This window comes from Brevibacillus sp. AG, assembly GCF_028369215.1.
GTDB lineage: Bacteria > Bacillota > Bacilli > Brevibacillales > Brevibacillaceae > Brevibacillus > Brevibacillus porteri.
The window spans coordinates 496,915-513,431 of sequence record NZ_JAQMYO010000004.1 but is presented as its reverse complement, the minus strand read 5'-3'; the positions used below and the strand labels follow the sequence as shown (position 1 = coordinate 513,431).

The 16,517-nt window shown below is 47.7% G+C and carries 13 protein-coding genes; 3 read left to right on the top strand and 10 right to left on the bottom strand.

Features of this window, described 5'->3' with window-relative positions:
* Positions 1 to 10 precede the first annotated feature (10 nt).
* A complete protein-coding gene (ftsX, locus tag POF51_RS13800; protein WP_069850785.1) occupies positions 11 to 907 on the bottom strand; it encodes a permease-like cell division protein FtsX in 897 nt (298 codons plus the stop codon).
* On the bottom strand, positions 897 to 1,583 hold the full coding sequence (gene ftsE / locus POF51_RS13795; protein WP_069850788.1) for a cell division ATP-binding protein FtsE: 687 nt from the start codon (positions 1,581 to 1,583) through the stop codon (positions 897 to 899). Before ftsE ends, ftsX begins: the two co-directional genes overlap by 11 nt.
* 337 nt (positions 1,584 to 1,920) lie before the next feature.
* Here ftsE and POF51_RS13790 point away from each other — a divergent pair, with 337 nt between their 5' ends.
* Positions 1,921 to 3,078 carry an iron-containing alcohol dehydrogenase gene (locus POF51_RS13790; protein WP_069850790.1) on the top strand — a complete coding sequence of 386 codons (1,158 nt, stop codon included), beginning with the start codon at positions 1,921 to 1,923 and terminating at the stop codon, positions 3,076 to 3,078.
* 56 nt (positions 3,079 to 3,134) lie between these two features.
* On the opposite strand, the gene POF51_RS13785 is transcribed toward POF51_RS13790, so the two are convergent.
* A complete protein-coding gene (locus tag POF51_RS13785; RefSeq protein WP_069850792.1) occupies positions 3,135 to 4,235 on the bottom strand; it encodes a GerAB/ArcD/ProY family transporter in 1,101 nt (366 codons plus the stop codon).
* Between the two features lie 139 nt (positions 4,236 to 4,374).
* Between POF51_RS13785 and POF51_RS13780 the strand changes: the two genes are divergently transcribed.
* Positions 4,375 to 5,286, top strand: a complete 912-nt coding sequence (locus POF51_RS13780) for an acetamidase/formamidase family protein (RefSeq protein ID WP_069850794.1) — start codon at positions 4,375 to 4,377, stop codon at positions 5,284 to 5,286.
* Between the two features lie 60 nt (positions 5,287 to 5,346).
* Here the strand turns inward: POF51_RS13780 and argH are convergent, their stop codons facing one another.
* Positions 5,347 to 6,792 (bottom strand): argininosuccinate lyase, encoded by a 1,446-nt coding sequence (gene argH / locus POF51_RS13775; RefSeq protein ID WP_069850797.1) that lies wholly within the window; start codon positions 6,790 to 6,792, stop codon positions 5,347 to 5,349.
* On the bottom strand, positions 6,789 to 8,048 hold the full coding sequence (locus tag POF51_RS13770) for an argininosuccinate synthase (protein ID WP_069850800.1): 1,260 nt from the start codon (positions 8,046 to 8,048) through the stop codon (positions 6,789 to 6,791). The genes argH and POF51_RS13770 overlap by 4 nt, the downstream gene beginning before the upstream one ends.
* Positions 8,049 to 8,324: 276 nt before the next feature.
* Here POF51_RS13770 and POF51_RS13765 point away from each other — a divergent pair, with 276 nt between their 5' ends.
* Positions 8,325 to 8,864: a histidine phosphatase family protein gene (locus tag POF51_RS13765; protein WP_017252247.1), complete on the top strand. Its 540-nt coding sequence runs from the start codon at positions 8,325 to 8,327 to the stop codon at positions 8,862 to 8,864.
* 28 nt (positions 8,865 to 8,892) lie between these two features.
* On the opposite strand, the gene POF51_RS13760 is transcribed toward POF51_RS13765, so the two are convergent.
* From POF51_RS13760 to POF51_RS13740, 5 genes are all read right to left on the bottom strand, one after another.
* Entirely contained in the window at positions 8,893 to 10,230 is a 1,338-nt protein-coding gene (locus POF51_RS13760) for an HD-GYP domain-containing protein (protein WP_017252248.1), read from the bottom strand.
* Entirely contained in the window at positions 10,214 to 10,765 is a 552-nt protein-coding gene (locus tag POF51_RS13755; RefSeq protein WP_017252249.1) for a DUF5317 family protein, read from the bottom strand. The genes POF51_RS13760 and POF51_RS13755 overlap by 17 nt, the downstream gene beginning before the upstream one ends.
* 430 nt (positions 10,766 to 11,195) lie before the next feature.
* On the bottom strand, positions 11,196 to 12,167 hold the full coding sequence (gene argF, locus POF51_RS13750) for an ornithine carbamoyltransferase (protein WP_069850805.1): 972 nt from the start codon (positions 12,165 to 12,167) through the stop codon (positions 11,196 to 11,198).
* Complete coding sequence (gene carB / locus POF51_RS13745; protein WP_069850807.1) at positions 12,112 to 15,354, bottom strand: carbamoyl-phosphate synthase (glutamine-hydrolyzing) large subunit; 3,243 nt, start codon at positions 15,352 to 15,354, stop codon at positions 12,112 to 12,114. Before carB ends, argF begins: the two co-directional genes overlap by 56 nt.
* Positions 15,347 to 16,453, bottom strand: a complete 1,107-nt coding sequence (locus POF51_RS13740) for a carbamoyl phosphate synthase small subunit (RefSeq protein ID WP_069850809.1) — start codon at positions 16,451 to 16,453, stop codon at positions 15,347 to 15,349. The genes carB and POF51_RS13740 overlap by 8 nt, the downstream gene beginning before the upstream one ends.
* Between the last annotated feature and the right edge of the window lie 64 nt (positions 16,454 to 16,517).

Genomic DNA, 16,517 nt, shown 5'->3' with positions numbered 1-16,517 from the left:
CTTCAAATTATTAAACTCGCAAGAAGCGACGTACGGACACCAAACTTCCCCAAATCCCGATGAATGCACCAATCGCTAGCAAAGCCAGCGCCACTTGATACACGAGCGGGAATAGCGGCAACAGTTTAAACAGTTGGGAAGCTTCAAAGCTGGAGTGAATGGCATCCAGAAGATAGTAATATCCAACCGTTAACATAATGGTAGGAATCAATGCCCCTGCCACACCCATCAAGAGCCCTTCCACAAAGAATGGCCAACGGATAAACCAGTTCGTGGCCCCAACCAACTTCATGATTTCAATCTCTCTGCGACGTGCCACAATCGTCAGCTTAATCGTGTTAGCAATCAAGAACATCGCTGTAAAGCCAAGTCCAATAATAAAGGCAATCCCGACATTACGAACTGCCCCTGTCAAGGAAAACAGCTTATCCACAGTGCCTTCCCCATAGGTTAGGCTTTTGACATACTGGAGATTTTTAATTTGAGCGGCAACAGCAGCAGTGTCTTGCGGTTGCTTCGTTTTTACGGTAAACGCATCCGGCAGAGGATTGCTTTCCTCCAAGCCTTCAAATAAGTATGCTTTTTCACCAAGGCTCTCTTTAAACTGCTTCAGACCCTCGTCTTTCGGTATAAATGAAACGGATTCCACTTGCGGAAGTTTCTTGATGTTGTTCTCAACCTGCGTGATGTTTTCTTTTGTCGCCAGCAAGTCTATGAAAACGCGAATTTCCACTTGTTTTTCGACGGATTGTGCAAAGTAATTGACGTTCATCGCCAACACGAGAAAAACTCCCAAAATAAACAGGGTAATGGTCACGGCACTAATAGAAGCGAACGACATCCAGCCGTTCCGCCCGAGGTTCTTGACCCCTTCACGGACATGGCGCCCCAGCGTCCTAATCTTCATAACCGTATTCCCCTCTCTGCTCATCACGGGCAATTTGGCCTGCTTCGATCGCAATCACCCGTTTTCTCATGGTGTTTACAATTTCTCTATTATGGGTAGCCATGACGACTGTCGTGCCACGCTGATTGATTTCTTCAAACAGCTTCATGATTTCCCATGAGGTCTCTGGGTCCAAGTTCCCCGTTGGTTCGTCCGCGATAATAATTCCCGGACTATTCACCAGTGCACGCGCTAAAGCAACACGCTGCTGCTCACCACCGGACAACTCGCTCGGCAGCATTTTTGCTTTATGCTTGAGCTTTACCAGTCCCAAAACATCCATCACGCGCGGCTTGATTTGTTTCGGATTACTCTCGATTACTTCCATCGCAAATGCGACGTTTTCGAAAACAGTCAATGTCGGCAGCAGCTTGAAGTCTTGGAACACAACACCGATACTGCGGCGGACTAATGGAATTTGACGCTCTTTGATTCTGCTGACATTGAAGCCACCCAAAAAGATTTGTCCTTTCGTCGGCTTCTCTTCACGATACATTAATTTGATAAACGTAGATTTACCCGCTCCACTGGGGCCTACTACGTACACAAATTCACCCTTTTCGATTCGAATGTTGATACCTTTCAAAGCATTCGTACCATTCGGGTATGTTTTCCACACATCGAACATTTCGATCAAGCAAATCACATCCTACTTCGTCAGATCCTTCTTTATGTATCTTGATCCTGATTTTTTGTTAACGGTAAAATCGACAAAACCCCTCTACCCACTAGCAACCGCTGCCATACCTTGTTGAAAAACAGCGGGATTTCCCATCTTATCCATTATACCACCACGATTCAAGGATGGTATCCACTAAATCTCTCATTTCTTGTCGAAACAGCTTCGATTGTTAACAACTGTCACGAATTAGGGAGAAAAAAAGATTGCACATTCCCGCCTAGCATCATGGAAAACAGTTGGCTACAATGAGTGTGACAAGAGGTTATTCATGTAAAAAGGAGCTGGATATAACGTGGAAAATTTTGTTTACCATAACCCGACACAGCTGATTTTTGGACGGGGTCAATTGGCCCAGCTCGAGGAAAAAGCAAGACAGCTAGGTCCCACTGTTCTTTTGGTATATGGTGGTGGCAGTATAAAGCGAACCGGACTCTACGACAAAGTAATTTCTCTCCTCCAGTCTGCGGGCTGCCGCGTGCATGAGTTGGCAGGAGTGGAGCCAAATCCACGTCTGAGTACCGTGAACAAAGGAATTGAGCTATGCCGCCAAGAAGGCGTTAATTGGATACTCGCTGTTGGTGGAGGCAGTGTAATCGACGCGGCCAAAGCAGTCGCGATTGGTGTGCCTTACGAGGGAGATGTATGGGATTTTTATACGCGTAAAGCGGTCGCACAAGAGGCTCTCCCCCTCGGTACCGTACTGACACTTGCTGCTACGGGTTCTGAAATGAACCGGGGAAGTGTCGTCACCAACTGGGAGACACAAGAAAAGCATGGAGCTGGCACGACGTTTCCAGCGTTTTCGATTCTGGATCCTGCGCATACGTTTAGCGTACCTCGCGACCAAACGATCTACGGAATCAGCGACATTTTGTCCCATGTATTCGAGCAGTATTTCACGCATACAACCGAAATTCCGTTGCAAACACGTTTTGCTGAGTCGATCATGAAGACCGTCATCGAAAATGCAGAACGCGTCCTCACGAATCCGGAAGACTACGATGCTCGCGCCAACATCCTGTACTGCGGAACAATGGCATTGAACGGCACTCTCCCGGTTGGCGTCACAACAGACTGGGCAACTCACTCCATTGAGCATGCTGTCAGTGCTGTTTACGACATCCCGCACGGTGGCGGTCTGGCGATCATCTTCCCGAAATGGATGCGCTATGTGTACCGTGATAACGTCGCTCGCTTCGTGCGCTTCGCAACAGAGGTATGGAATGTCGATCCTTCCGGCAAGACAGATGATGAGATCGCCCTGGAAGGGATTGCCGCTACAGAAGCTTTCTTTGCCCGTATCGGTGCCCCGACCCGCTTGGCTGATTACAACATCACTGACGAACACTTGCAGCTGATGGCCGAAAAAGCCACTCCGTTTGGCCCGATTGGTCAGTTTAAGACGTTGACGAGTGACGATGTGGCACAGATTCTTCGCATGTCTTTGTAAACACAAACAAACGCCGCCTTCCAGAAATGGGAGTACGGCGTTTGTTACTTTGATCGTCAATTTTGATTCAGCCATTTTTTACGAATAACATATCCGCATAACAGCACCAACGGTACACCGAAGCTATAAGTAAAATCATAGAATGGCCAGTACTTCGAAATGATGTCGCCAAAGACGACGATATTGGGTGAGAAAATCGTGGACATCACCATGAGCAAAATGATGTACGGAAAGATTAGAACCTTGAAGTTGTCGATTCGAAAGACGTGACGGATACCCAAATGAAAAAACAAGCAATACAGCGTAATTTTGACGCTCACTGCGATAAACCAGATCACCGCGATAATCGCTTCTAGCCGCTGAATGAAATCCCCGAGCTTCAACTGTTTGATGAGAACATAGGTCGGATAAAAATGCCGCGCAGTCTGATCTGCCCCCAAAACAAGGATGCACATCAGCATGATGATGAACAGCACAATTCCCCCAAGCAATGTCCCCAAGAAAAATGATCTCATCCGTTTTTGGATGGGCGAGACGAACGGAAGAACCGCCATAAAAATGACCAGCTCTGAATAAGGAAAGGCAATTGCAGCCGTAGATCCCTGCAAAATAGGCTTCCACCCATTTTCAAAAACAGGTGAAATTCTCGATATTTCCGCCTGTGGCAGCAGAGTAATCATGAGTAAAACAAAAAAGAAAAAGAACCAGACAAAATAGATTTCTGCCGATTCTGCGACTGTTTGCAGTCCCAAACTCACACCAAACATAATCACAATGACAAACAACAGCTGTATCGCGAATCTTGGAGTCGAGACTAATAGATGCGTGCCAACAAAGTCGCCAATTTCCATCACATGCGCCCCTGCTGAAAACAGCGTATAGCTAATAAACGAGAGTGTAATGATCGTTCCTAATACTCTCCCAACGGTTTGATCAACAAAGGTGAAAAAGCTTTGATTCCGATAAAGCTTCCCCACAGCTATGAGTAAGACAATATTGAGCAGTCCCACCACAAGCCCGATCAGGACGGATATCCACGCATCCTGTTTTGCGAGTGCAGCCGTCATGCCAGGCAGGACGAGAACGGAGTCCCCAATGGTAACAAGGGTGACGAGCATCAATAGTTGACGAGGACTGATCTTGTAGCTCTCTTGCATGATTGCTCCCTGCTCTCTTTAGGCCTTCGATTCCTTTGTACAATTATTTCCTCCATGATTCGGCGCTAAACACATAGGCATTTCATGCTATGATAAAGAAAAATATGTAAATTTCGAAATGGACTGGAGGACTGCAACCATGTACAGAGTAAAAAAGCAGGACGTGATTTATGCCATGTCTCCTGAGAATCAGCCGGTCTTGAAGGTAGAAGCAGGCAGTATCGTAACGGTTGAAACCTGCGATTGCTTCGAGGACCAAATCCAATCAGCTGACACCGTGTTTCAAGAGCTTGATTGGAATCGGATCAACCCCGCTTCCGGACCTATTTATATAGAAGGAACAGAACCAGGCGATATTTTGGTTGTTCATATTCAGAAAATTGAGATTAAAAATCAAGGCGTAATGGTTACTGGACCAGAACTGGGTGTAATGGGATTCGACCTGCAAGAAAATGTAATCAAAATGATTCCGATACAAGATGGACAAGCTGTATTGTCAGACAAGCTTCAGGTTCCAATCAATCCCATGATTGGCGTAATTGGAACAGCTCCTGCCAAAGAAGCCATTTCATGCGGTACGCCAGGCGATCACGGCGGCAACATGGACTGCAAGCAAATGCGCGAAGGTACTACATTGCTTTTACCCGTAAATGTTCCCGGCGCATTATTTGCCCTGGGTGACCTTCATGCTGCAATGGCTGACGGTGAAGTAGCTGTATGTGGCGTGGAAATTGCTGGGGAAGTAACCGTAAAGCTCGATGTGATAAAAGGAAAACAGTGGCCGCTACCGATGGCAGTCAACCAAGAGCACCTGATCACGATTGCATCGGAGAAAGAGCTGGACAAGGCTGCGGATCGAGCGGTAATCAACATGGTACAATTTCTACACGAAGAGCTGGGAGTAGAAAAGGCCGAAGCCACCTTCTTGCTCTCCGCTGCGGGAGATTTGCGTATCTGTCAGGTCGTCGATCCTTTAAAGACAGCCCGCATGGAGCTGCCTCTTGCGTACGCAACTGCATTAGGCTTTGATTCGAAAATAGTCGGTAGATAAGGATAGAACGCAAAAAAACCCCAAAGCTCTGGGGTTTTTGCTTTACCTACAAGTACGTTTTTATGCAGGTGAACCGACATCGATCAGGGATTCAATCATGACCTTTTGACTGTTTTTGTTTACCCAAGCATGTGTTTCTACCAGTTGCTTGCGGTACCAATCCATTTGTACTTCTACCTGATTACGAGCGGTCCCACCCAGCACGTTGCGTGCATTGACAACTGTCTCAACAGCAAGAGCGTCATACACATCTGCCCCAATAGCCTCTGAGAAGCTCTGGAATTCTTCCAAGGTCAGATCGAGAAGATACTTTTGCTGCTCGATGCAGTACAAGACGGTTTTCCCTACGACTTCATGCGCCTGACGGAACGGCATGTCTTTGCGAACCAAATAATCTGCCAAGTCTGTCGCATTGGAAAAATCGTTGGTAACTGCTTGACGCATGCGATCTGCTTTGACTTGCATCGTCTTAATCATCGGCGTGAGCAAAGCTAGCGCACCATGAATGGTAGTTACCGTATCGAACATGCCTTCTTTATCTTCTTGCATATCCTTGTTGTAAGCCAGCGGCAAACCTTTCAATACGGTCAACAATCCAAATAGATTGCCGTAAACACGCCCTGTTTTTCCGCGAACCAGCTCTGCTACATCAGGATTTTTCTTTTGCGGCATGATACTGGACCCCGTGCAAAATGCATCGTCTAGCTCCACAAAAGAGAATTCCTGACTGCTCCAGATGACGAGTTCTTCGCACAGACGGGAAAGATGGGTCATGACCAAAGAAGCATCAGCCAAAAATTCGACAATGAAATCACGATCACTCACTGCATCCATGCTGTTTTGATAGATACCATCAAATTGCAGCAATTCCGCTACAAACGTGCGGTCAATCGGGAATGTCGTACCTGCGAGGGCACCTGCTCCAAGCGGCAGCACATTCACACGCTTCCACGTCTCGGTCATCCGTTCGATATCGCGTTGCAGCATGGACACATACGCCATCAGGTGATAGCCAAACAATACTGGTTGCGCACGTTGCAAATGTGTATAGCCTGGCATGACGGTATCGAGATGCTGGCTCGCTTGCTCGAGCAATGCCTCTTGCAAATACATCGCCAATTGGATAATCTCCATCAGCTTTTCTCTGAGGTACAGATGCATATCTAATGCAACCTGATCATTGCGGCTGCGGCCGGTGTGGAGTTTGCCCCCCACCGGACCGATCTCTTCAATCAGCATCTTTTCAATATTCATATGCACATCTTCGTGCGCAACGAGAAACTCAGCTTGCCCGCGCTCAATTTTCTCTTTTACCTTTTTCAAGCCAGCGATGATCTGTCTTACTTCCTCCATCGGCAGGATGCCGCACTTGCCCAACATGGCAACATGAGCCAGGCTTCCGACGATGTCCTGTCGCCACATTTTCTGGTCGAAAGAAATAGAAGCAGTATACTCTTCTACGAGTTGATTCGTCGGCTTCGTGAAGCGTCCTCCCCAGAGTTTCATTGCTTGATCGCATCCTTTTCATCCAAAATCTTAATGGCCGTGTTTTTATTCTCGTGCAGTACACCCTCGTTTACCTGTGCGTATACCTTTGTTGGCAGACCCCACAGCTTAATAAAACCGAGTGCTGCTTTGTGGTCGAATTGGTCACCTGCATTGTAAGTCGCCAGCTCATGGCTGTAGAGAGACGATGCAGAGGTGCGGCCTACAACGATCGCATGTCCTTTGTGCAGCTTCACACGTACGACACCCGTTACGTGTTTTTGCGTTTCTTCAATGAATGCCTGAACAGCATTGCGAATGGGCGAAAACCAGAGACCCTCGTAAATCACTTGCGCCAGTTTTTGCTCGACAATCGGTTTGAACTGGGCGACCTCACGTGGTTGCGTCAAGAATTCCAGCTCACGGTGAGCCAAAATCAACGTAGTTGCAGCCGGTGTCTCGTAAACTTCGCGAGATTTGATGCCCACCAAACGGTTTTCCACATGGTCGATACGGCCTACACCATGGTTTCCAGCGATTTTGTTCAGCTTGAGAATCAGCTCAGCCAGCGGGAGCTCTTCGCCGTTCAATGCAGTTGGCTTCCCTTGCACGAAGGCGATTTCGATTTCTTCTGCCTCGTCTGGTGCATCCGTGATTGACTTCGTCAGATCGTATGCACCTTCTGGAGGAGCAGCCCATGGATCTTCCAGAACACCGCACTCGCAGCTTCTGCCCCACAAGTTTTGGTCAATGCTGTATGGATTGTCCAGATCGATTGGGATCGGGATATTGTTCTTTTTCGCATATTCAATCTCTTCGTCACGCGTCCAGCCCCATTCCCGAACCGGCGCCACGATTTTGATATCCGGGTTCAGCGCTGTAAAGGAAACATCGAAACGTACCTGGTCGTTTCCTTTTCCTGTGCAACCGTGTGCGACAGCTACCGCGCCTTCTTTTTCCGCGATTTCAACCAGCACGCGCGAAATCAGGTAACGCGACAGTGCAGACACCAGCGGATACTTCCCTTCGTACATGGCGTTTGCCTTCAAAGCTGGCAATACGAATTCTTCTGCGAATGCATCTTTTGCATCCACTACGATTGATTTCAATGCCCCTACCTGCAATGCTTTTTTCTGTACGAAATCGAGGTCTTTCCCTTCCCCCACATCCAATGCAACTGCAATGACATCGTAGTTATACGTATCTTGCAACCATTTAATTGCTACCGATGTATCTAAACCGCCTGAATAGGCCAACACAATTTTTTCTTTTGCCATCATTCTCTCTCCCCGTTTCGAAGTTTCTCTCATGCGAGTAATTATACAAACGAACTAATAAAAATACAACTATTTTTATTGTATATTTCTTGTGAATTCGCAGACAAAAACAGGAATGCAAAGAAATTATACATTTCTCGCATAAAGAGTATCTTGTTTTTATGCATACTCATTGTCTGTTTATGCATAAACGTTGCGCGATTGAAAGGAAAACGAATCCAAGGTAGAGAATGAGTGAAAGGAAGAATTACATAGGAGAAGTCTGTTGGAGGGATTATGAAAACAATTTATTTGGTACGTCATTGTCAGGCTGCGGGCCAAGAACCCGAAGCTCTGCTCACGGAAAAGGGAGAAGTACAAGCCCGGGAGCTTGCCACCTTCTTCGCAGATTCCCCCATTGATCGAATCATTTCGAGTCCATATCATCGGGCGATTGCTACCATCCAGCCTCTTGCACAGGAGCGCGGAATCGTGGTTGAAGAAGACACGCGTTTGGTCGAGCGCGTCCTTAGCGGAGTGGCACGTGAAGATTGGTTCGAGCGACTGCGCGATACGTTCGATGACCTGACTCTTGAATTCGAAGGGGGCGAATCCAGTCTCACTGCTATCAACCGGGCAAATTCGTTGCTCACTGAGATTTTGGCAGATGCGCACAAAGAAATCGTGCTTGTTAGCCACGGATGCCTGCTGGCCTTGCTCATGAAATCAATGGATGACCGCTTTGGCTTTCACGATTGGGAGAAATTAAGCAATCCGGATGTATTCAAGCTTACCTGCCATTTAGAAACCAGAGAGATCGTCCGCATATGGTCGTAAACGAATAAAAACAGTTACAAGGGGCAGCTCATCTGATTGCCTCCTGTAACTGTTTTTGTGGGATGGACTCTATCCCGATAATGCTTTGCAACTCTTCGTACGGCAGTCGCTGAACGATTCTGATAAAATGCTCCGCCAATATCGGATCAAATTGGGTACCAGAGCCCCGTCTGATTTCTTGAAGCGCTTCCTCCACAGGCAAACCTTTTCGATAAGGCCTGTCCGCAACCATCGCATCGAAAGCGTCTGAAATGGCTAAAATTCTCGCCATCAACGGAATCTCATCCCCAGCTAAACCATCCGGGTATCCCCTTCCGTCTATTCGCTCATGATGGGAGCGGATCGCAGGAAGCAATTCGTTGAACATCCCTGCTTGCAAAATAATTTCGTAGCCAATGACTGTGTGCTGCTTGATCTTGTCGTACTCTTCCGGGGTCAGCTTTCCTTTTTTATTGAGAATTTCGTCTTCGATGCCGATTTTTCCAATGTCGTGCAGGATTCCCCCGATATAAACATCCTCCACTTTGCGTTCGGACAAACCAATATCTCTCGCAATTTCTCTTCCCCAGTAAGCTACACGCTGAGAATGTCCACTTGTGTAGCGATCTCGTGCGTCAATGGAAGCAGCCATCGTCGTTAAGAAGTTGTGATTGAATGATTTGACCTCTTCTACTTTTTGCTGAAGCCTTTGGAGGTTGTCATAGTAATGATGAAATACGTAACTGATCGTAATAAACGCAATCATCATAGGAATTAGTGGTAGCGGGCCATATGACTCTACTAAGCGGGAACCTACTCCGGCTAAAATTAAAAGTAGCAAGTAAGTCGAGGTAAATCCTTTTGCCATCATCTTTACGGTTCGCGCCCAGGTCATTTGATGAAAATAGGAGATACCCAATCCACATAAAATCAGGTTCACAAACCAATAAACCACAGCCAAAATCAAATCGCTAATAATAGGAGAAACGGTTCCGAAGCCCTCGATCCAATCCTTCAAAAACGCTACTGTCCATATCGTCATTAACAATTGCCCAATATTAATGATAGCTTTTAGCGGATTAAACCTTACCAAGAAAGCAATGATTAAAGATTCAATAACAGCAGCCCATACTCCGACCCATACGCCATACAACAAGATACCCGAAAAGATTACAGCATTGTTCACTGTTAAAATCGTATTCGATATACGCACGGGAGCAAAACAGGAGAAAATGGTCAGGAGAGTATAGGTAGATAATACCCCCCAATGCTCACGAACTGCCCATTCAGATGAAGATGTGTAAAAAATATAGATTGCTGCAATGACAAATCCAACCTGTACAACAATCCCCTTTATCCAATTTGCATAATCAGTTTTTTGTCGCATAACTTTTACCTTCGCGAAGTTGTAGTAATGAAATGGGTTTATTCATCAATCGCTGAACAAGTAAAAAGGCGCCTAGCATAATAAAAATATCGCCGATGCTAATAATCCGAGGAATGATAGATGGCATATAGATGACATCCGTCAAAAACGGAAAATTTGAACTTTCCGTCAATACACTATGCTTGAAATTCGTTCCGTTAATAACCGGCTCTAAATCATAAGGAAGCTTTGCTGCTTGAACTAAATCAATTGGCATTTTTCCATTGTTAGACCAAATTGCAATCGCATTCAGAAACCAGCCGATTAAAAATATCCGCATATCCTCAAATTCTCGATTAAAAACGAGGAAAGCCAAAATAAACACATACGCGATCGATATGAAAATGCCACCGATCGCAGGGAATAAGACCGCACAAGCTTGGAGCAGTATGGTAACGACAAGAAGTTTTATTTGATTGAATTTAGGAAAATCCTTGATTCTTCCCCCTCGCAGCAATGCTACGAGAAAAGATAGGGCAATTACATCCAATAGCATGTTGTTTCCTCCAAGCTTGAAGAAAAAACACCACTCAGCCAAGCGGTGTTTGTTTCTCCAATACGCTTATTATCCAATATGGAAGTTTGCAGAAGTAGCTGCTACGATTGCTACCACCATCATAATTGCCGCGAACCATTTTTTCATTTTCTTTTCCCCCCTTCAGGCATAGTGGAGAAAGCTGGCTTCGCTACTGTCCGTGATGCAGAGGCCAAGCGACCAAGTACAACCCCTGCTCTTCTTTCCTTTTCCATTACGGAAAAGGTTGGATTCGCTACTGGCTCCATACGGACCAAGCGACCAGATACAGTCCGTACTTCTTTGCTTCTTTCTTACCTTTATTTTACACATAAGTGACAAAATTCGGCAATCATAGATTCATAGTCTATTCGATTTAATTACAGATAGTTCTATTTAACTAGAACTATGTTCACACCAGCGCCGCCAATATCGCCTTTTGTGCGTGCAATCTATTTTCAGCCTGATCGAAAATGACAGAGCGCGATCCGTCGATAACCCCTGTTGTCACTTCTTCCCCACGATGTGCTGGCAAGCAATGCAAGAAGAGATAATCACGATTTGCCGCTGCTACCAACTTTTCGTTCACTTGATAGTCGGCAAATGCTTTCAATCGCACCTCATTTTCTTCTTCAAAACCCATACTAGTCCAAACGTCCGTGTATACAGCATCTGCCCCCATGACAGCCTCTATCGGATCGGTGGTCACCATCATTTTTCCACCGCTTTGTTTCGCGTATTCTGTAGCTTTTGCGACAATTGTTGCATCCATTTCGTAGCCTGCCGGAGTCGCCACCCGCACATCCAGGCCTAGCAGGGCTGCGCCCAGCACCAGTGAGTTCGCCACGTTGTTGCCGTCTCCTACATAGGCGAGCTTGACTCCTTTCAGCTTGCCTTTATGCTCCCAGATCGTCAGCAGATCAGCCAATGCCTGACAAGGATGGTACAGATCGGTCAAGCCATTGATAATGGGGATCGAGGCGTGCTCAGCAAGCTCTTCTACATAAGAGTGGGAAAAAGTGCGAATCATGATGGCATCCACGTACCGAGAGAGAACTTTTGCTGTGTCGCTGATCGGCTCCCCGCGTCCGAGCTGTAGCTCTTTTCCGCTCATGAACATCCCTAGGCCACCCAACTGATGCATCCCTACTTCAAAGGAGACGCGCGTACGGGTCGAAGCCTTGTCAAAGATCATCCCCAACGCCTTGCCTTGCAAAGGCTGGAATGGCTGTCCCAGCTTTTGCAATTGCTTGACGTGAGCAGACAGATGGAGCAGCTCCATCAATTCTTCCCCGTTGAATTCATCGATGCGTAAGAAATCTTTTCCTTTATGCTTTTGTAACGGCAAGTTTTGAAAGTGTTCCAATATCTTCACTGGCTGCATGCGAGCCACCTCTTTTCTTCATAATAGACTTCACGTATAACTCGAACGTATCGACTGCGGAGAACAACGGCACACCTTGTTGTACCATACGGCTTCGCAGAGCAAATCCTGTCCGGCCCTGACGATTGCCTTTCGTCGCAGTAACAAGTGCGAAGGCCGCTTCTTCCTTTTGCAATAGCTCGATCCACGCCGTTTCATCTGCCACGACATGCTTCACGACAATTCCTTCGGCTGCAAGCCACTTGGCCGTTCCCGGAGTCGCTGCCAGATTGGCACCGTCTGCTTGAATTTGTCCAATCGACTCTCTTATGCCGTCCTGCTTATCTCCATCTGCCAGAGAAATCATAACTAACTGACCTTTTTGCCAGTCGCCGTACAAATTGTCTTTGAAAGCAAAGGCTTTGCCTGCTGCCTCTTCGAAAGAATACCCCAAGCCGAGAACTTCTCCCGTCGATTTCATCTCTGGACCTAGTACCGGGTCTACGCCGTTCAGCTTGATCGTGGAGAAGACTGGCGCCTTGACGACTGCAAAAGGAATCTCTGGCAAAAGCCCTGTACCGTAGCCCATCTCTGACAACTTTTCACCCAATTGTGCGCGCACTGCCAGTTGAACCATCGGGATGCCAGTCACTTTGCTCGTAATCGGTACGGTCCGTGAAGCACGAGGATTTACCTCCAGTACATAAACCGTTTCGCCATCAATGACGAACTGGATATTGATTAACCCGACCGCTTTCATTTCTCTCGCGATTGCTTCTGTATAGCTCGCGATTTTTTGCTTGCTGTCATCCGTCAGCTGAGGAGCCGGGAACAAGGCTACACTGTCACCTGAGTGGATGCCCGCTCTCTCCACATGCTGGAAAATCCCTGGGATAATGACAGATTGTCCGTCGCATACCGCATCTACTTCTGCTTCCTTACCTGGAACGTATTTATCCACAAGGAGTGGGAAAAACATGCTCATATCCGGATGATTCAGCCAGTCGTGAATGGTCGCTTTCAGCTCGTCGATATTGTGGACGACTACCATACCTTGCCCGCCGATGACGTACGAAGGTCTCATCAAAACAGGGAAGCCGATTTCCTCCGCAATCACGGTCGCATCCTCCAAGGTCGATACTCCTTTACCGGGGATATGCGGAATGTCCAGCTTGCGCAGCATGGCGTAAAACAGCTCGCGGTCCTCCGCACGTTCGATGGCTGTAAGCGACGTACCCATTACTTTCAGCCCCGCGTGCTCCAGCTTGGCGGCCAGATTGATCGCGGTTTGACCGCCGAACTGAACCATGACGCCCTCAACCTGTTCGCGTTCTGCGATATGCAGCACGTCTTCTACGTGAAGCGGTTCAAAATAAAGATGGTCGGCTGTTTCATAGTCAGTGCTGACCGTCTCTGGGTTGTTGTTCACAACGACAGCCGCAATACCGCTTGCCTGAAGCGCTTTGGCTGCATGCACGGAGCAGTAGTCAAACTCGATACCCTGACCGATGCGAATGGGACCTGAGCCAAGTACCAGTACTTTGCGGCCAGACAGTGACTCGACCTCATCTATTCCTTGCCAATCCGAATAGTAGTAAGGGGTTTGGGCATCAAATTCTGCTGCACAAGTGTCCACGATTTTATAAGTAGGCGTAATGCCCGATTCTTGACGCAATGATTTGATTTCGGCAGGTGTAGCACCTACCAGTGAAGCAATGGTTTCATCGGCAAACCCGCGACGTTTTGCTTCCAACAACAGCTCAGGGGTCAGTGTTTTCCGATCGTGGCAAGACAGCTCCACTTCCAAATCCACGATTTTACGCAAGCTCCGCAAGAAAAACGGATCGACACCAGTCAGACTGTGCAGCTCCCTTTCTGTAAAGCCTTTGCGGATCGCCTCGGCAAAAACAAACAGTCTGATATCAGTTGCTTCTTGCAAGGAATGTGCAAGCTCGTCACGTGTCCAGGAGGCCAGCTCTGATCGAGTCAAATGTGTGCAGCCCTGTTCCAAGGAGCGAACTGCCTTCAAAAGTCCTGCTTCCAGATTGCGGGCGATCGACATGACCTCGCCAGTCGCTTTCATTTGGGTCCCCAGCTTGCGGTCTGCCAGCGGGAATTTGTCAAATGGGAAGCGCGGGATTTTGACAACGATGTAGTCCAACGCTGGTTCAAAACTAGCGTACGTATAGCCTGTGATTGGATTGAGTACCTCATCCAGCCCATAACCTAGTGCGAGCTTGGCGGCGATCCGCGCGATTGGATAACCTGTTGCTTTGGATGCCAACGCACTTGAACGGCTTACACGAGGATTTACTTCGATCAGCACATACCGATCGGAATTCGGATCAAGCGCAAATTGAATATTGCAACCGCCTACTACCCCTAGCGAACGAATCACTTTCGTTGATACGCTGCGCAGCATTTGGTACTGGCGGTCTGTCAGCGTCTGAGATGGCGCGACAACAATACTGTCTCCCGTATGAATGCCTACTGGGTCCAAATTTTCCATATTGCACACGATCATGCAGGTGTCATTTGCGTCCCGCATGACCTCGTATTCAATCTCTTTCCAGCCTTTTACACTGCGCTCAATCAATACCTGACCGATTGGGCTAGCTGCAATGCCACCCGCTGCAACTTTGCGCAAGGACGCTTCATCCCCTGCGATCCCGCCGCCTGCTCCTCCGAGTGTATAAGCAGGACGGACAATCACGGGATAGCCTATAGTGTTCGCAAACTCGATTGCTGCTTCTACAGATTCGACTGTATCGCTCTCTGGAACAGGCTCTCCGATTTTTTGCATCAATTGCTTGAACAGCTCACGGTCTTCCCCGTTTTGAATGGCAGCCAGCGGCGTACCCAACAGTTGGACGTTGTACTTTTCCAACACACCCGCTTCTGCCAACGAAACAGCAAGATTAAGTCCCGTTTGGCCGCCTAACGTAGGCAAGAGGCCATCGGGACGCTCTTTTGCGATAATAGCTGTCACGGATTCCACCGTGAGCGGCTCCAGATATACTTTGTCCGCTACTTGTTCATCTGTCATGATCGTAGCTGGATTGTTATTCACCAGCACGACCTGCACGCCGGCCTCCTTTAGGGAAAGGCAAGCCTGTGCACCTGCATAATCAAATTCCGCTGCCTGCCCGATGACGATCGGACCAGAACCGATGACCAATACTTTATGAATGTGTGGCAATTTAGGCATATCTCTTCGCTCCTACTACGCGCATCGACTGCAAGAATTGGTGGAAAATGTGGGATGTATCACTAGGGCCCGGATGTGCTTCTGGATGGAACTGCACACTGAAAACAGGCAGACTAACGTGACGTAATCCTTCGACTGAACCGTCATTGACATTGCGATAGGAAACCGTTAACTGACGTTTATCCAGAGACTCTTCCTTGACCACGTACCCGTGATTTTGTGAACTCATGTATACTTTCCCAGTCATCAGATCTTTGACCGGATGATTGCTACCGCGGTGACCGTATGCGAGCTTTTCTGTCTTGCCGCCGTACATCAACGCCAATACTTGATGCCCCAAGCAGATGCCTAATGTCGGGTACTGCTCCACGGCTTTACGCCATTCGCTGCAATACGCAAGCAAATGCTCCGGATCGCCAGGCCCATTGGAAAACAACAAGCCGTCTGGTGCGAGAGCATTGATTTGGGCAAAACTCGTATCAAATGGAACGACCGTGACACGGCAGCCCTGTTCGAGAAGTGCATCCAAAATCGATTGCTTCATGCCGAGGTCAATCAAGACAACATGCTCGCCTGTTCCCGGATACCGCTCCACCTGCTGTCTTGATACGTTGGCAACTAATGATTTCTTGGCGTGCTTGTAGCGCAGGGACACAACTTCCTCCACCTGCATAGGCTGATCGGAAATGACACCGAATACGGTACCGTCTTGGCGGACGCGCTTTGTAATCGTTCGCGTATCAATCCCTGCAAGGATCGGGAACCCAAATGCTTCTGCCGCTTGGGCCAAAGTCATGCTTGATTCGTAATGGCTTGGCTCTGTGCATAGCTCGCTGACAATCATCCCTGTCAAAGCTGGCTTGGCTGCCTCATAATCCTTTTCGTTGATCCCGTAGTTTCCGATCAAGGGATACGTGAAGGTAACGATTTGCCCTGCAAAAGAAGGGTCTGTCATCACCTCTTGATATCCTGTCATTCCTGTATGAAAAACCACTTCTCCGAATCCGTTAATGGGGGCGCCATACAGCTTCCCTGTAAAAACCTCACCGCTCTCCAGCGTTAAATATCCTGTACCTAACGATTGATTCTCTCTATCCATCTATAAAGCCACTCCTCTCCAATGGGCACCGGCCTGATCGCTCTTACCGAAAATTCATGCAACC

What these genes read in the sequence shown, in the direction of transcription:
- POF51_RS13755 (WP_017252249.1), bottom strand. Translation starts at nt 10,765, where the DNA reads ATGCTATTGGATGTAATTGCCCTATCTTTTCTCGTAGCATTGCTGCGA.
- POF51_RS13780 (WP_069850794.1), top strand. Translation starts at nt 4,375, where the DNA reads ATGTACAGAGTAAAAAAGCAGGACGTGATTTATGCCATGTCTCCTGAG.
- POF51_RS13765 (WP_017252247.1), top strand. Translation starts at nt 8,325, where the DNA reads ATGAAAACAATTTATTTGGTACGTCATTGTCAGGCTGCGGGCCAAGAA.
- POF51_RS13760 (WP_017252248.1), bottom strand. Translation starts at nt 10,230, where the DNA reads ATGCGACAAAAAACTGATTATGCAAATTGGATAAAGGGGATTGTTGTA.
- argH (WP_069850797.1), bottom strand. Translation starts at nt 6,792, where the DNA reads ATGAAACTCTGGGGAGGACGCTTCACGAAGCCGACGAATCAACTCGTA.
- carB (WP_069850807.1), bottom strand. Translation starts at nt 15,354, where the DNA reads ATGCCTAAATTGCCACACATTCATAAAGTATTGGTCATCGGTTCTGGT.
- ftsX (WP_069850785.1), bottom strand. Translation starts at nt 907, where the DNA reads ATGAAGATTAGGACGCTGGGGCGCCATGTCCGTGAAGGGGTCAAGAAC.
- POF51_RS13740 (WP_069850809.1), bottom strand. Translation starts at nt 16,453, where the DNA reads ATGGATAGAGAGAATCAATCGTTAGGTACAGGATATTTAACGCTGGAG.
- POF51_RS13785 (WP_069850792.1), bottom strand. Translation starts at nt 4,235, where the DNA reads ATGCAAGAGAGCTACAAGATCAGTCCTCGTCAACTATTGATGCTCGTC.
- POF51_RS13770 (WP_069850800.1), bottom strand. Translation starts at nt 8,048, where the DNA reads ATGGCAAAAGAAAAAATTGTGTTGGCCTATTCAGGCGGTTTAGATACA.
- argF (WP_069850805.1), bottom strand. Translation starts at nt 12,167, where the DNA reads ATGCAGCCAGTGAAGATATTGGAACACTTTCAAAACTTGCCGTTACAA.